Origin of the sequence: Fusicatenibacter saccharivorans (assembly GCF_015557635.1) — a bacterium.
GTDB classification, from domain to species: Bacteria; Bacillota; Clostridia; order Lachnospirales; family Lachnospiraceae; genus Fusicatenibacter; species Fusicatenibacter saccharivorans.
The window spans coordinates 1-1,877 of the sequence record NZ_JADNOP010000042.1 but is presented as its reverse complement, the minus strand read 5'-3'; the positions used below and the strand labels follow the sequence as shown (position 1 = coordinate 1,877).

Here is a 1,877-nt window from a genome sequence, read left to right as displayed (position 1 = left end):
TTCCAGTTGTGCGCCCAGCTAAGGGTGTGTAGTCAAGCCGGTGGGATTCCGGTTTATCCAAGGTTTAGCCAACCAGATAATAGCGAGTCTTGGGATGATGCCGGTAACGGCATCTGACAAGCGTAGACAGCAAGAAAGCAGGGTTGAATAGTGATTGAGCTTCGAAACGTTAACTTCAGTCGGTCGACGTCTTAACTGGTGCGGAAGACAATATCATGTAATGCGATATGGCGAGTGTTATGTGGCACTGCGGAGTCAGAGAACCAATCATGTTTTACATTGTGAATACACATCAACTGGGGAGAACCTGCCATTTCTCGAAGAAGAGTATGAAATTGCAACTGAAAACGGAGTATTTCAAATGAATGGTAGGTGGTCGGACAATCCCATAGTACTGTAGAAATCGGGCAATGCCGATGGAGGGAAGGGGATTGCATAGTAAAGGTCTTACTGAGGACACATTATCCGTACTCAGGGACGGAGGAAATAATGGAAACGAAATTAGTAAGAATAGCTGAGATATCAGCAACATCAAAACATCCTATATTTACATCAGTGTACCACTTGATAAATGAAGATATGCTAAAGCAATGCCATAAGGAATTAGATGGGAACAAAGCAGTCGGAATTGACAAGGTAACTAAGGATGAGTATGGGAAGAACCTTGATAGAAATATCAAGGAACTGGTACAGAGGTTGAAAAACAAATCCTTTAAGCCACTTCCGTCACTGAGGGTATATATACCTAAAGGAAATGGAAAGAAACGACCATTAGGGATTGCTTCCTATGAAGATAAGATTGTACAAATGGCAGTGAAGAAAATACTGGGAGCTATTTATGAACCGAGATTCCTAAACTGCATGTATGGATTCAGACCGAATAGGGGGTGTCACGAAGCAATAAAAGAAGTATACCAACGGATAAGCTATGGAAAAATCAGCTATATCGTAGATGCCGATATCAAAGGTTTCTTTGACCATATCGACCATGATTGGATGATGAAGTTCCTTGAATGGAATATACAGGATAAGAACTTATTGTGGCTAATACGTAAATACCTTAAAGCAGGAATAATGGAGCAAGGAAAATTCGAGCCAACAGAGGAAGGTTCGGCACAAGGCTCAGCAATGAGTCCGATGCTTGCAAATATATACATGCATCATGTGCTGACGCTGTGGTTTAAGCTGGTGGTGCAAAGGGAAATGCAGGGAGAGTGTTTTCTCGTCAACTTTGCGGATGATTTTGTTGCAGGATTTCAATATAAGTCAGAAGCTGAAAGATACTATAAAGAGTTAAAGGAACGAATGGAAAAGTTTGGACTGGAGCTGGAAAGTAGTAAAAGCAGACTAATTGAATTTGGGAGATTTGCAGAGCAGAATCGTAGAGCAAGAGGAGAATGTAAACCTGAAACATTTGATTTTCTGGGGTTTACCTTCTATTGTAGCAAAACTCGAAAGGGAGGTTTCGTGCCAAAGGTACAGACTTCAAGAAAGAAGTTAGAGCAAAAGGTTAGAGCATACAAGAACTGGATTTACGATAATCGAAATCGACCAATGCGAGAAATAATTAAAGAGTTGAACGTAAAACTAATTGGACACTATCGGTATTATGGTGTTACATGGAATTTTCGGAAGATAACAACATTCCGGCATAGAGTACAACAGTTTCTATTCAAAGCCATGAATCGGAGAGGTTGTAGACGGGCATACACATGGAATGGATTTGTGGAAATGCTCAAGTATTACCCGTTAGCAAAACCTAAAACGTACTATTGTTTATATTGAAGCGAATGTTACTATGAGGAGCCGTATGCGGGAAAGCCGCACGTACGGATCTGTGAGGGGCTAAGATTGAGAGGTCTTAGTCTACTCGACTG

Annotated in this window: 1 protein-coding gene; it reads left to right on the top strand. The window is 41.2% G+C overall.

The features are described from left to right. The first annotated feature begins 489 nt into the window (after nt 1-489). Nucleotides 490-1,785, top strand: coding sequence for a group II intron reverse transcriptase/maturase (ltrA, locus tag I2G42_RS16145; protein ID WP_055221644.1), 1,296 nt, complete (start codon nt 490-492; stop codon nt 1,783-1,785). The last annotated feature ends 92 nt before the right edge of the window (nt 1,786-1,877 follow it).

What these genes read in the sequence shown, in the direction of transcription:
- ltrA (WP_055221644.1), top strand. Translation starts at nt 490, where the DNA reads ATGGAAACGAAATTAGTAAGAATAGCTGAGATATCAGCAACATCAAAA.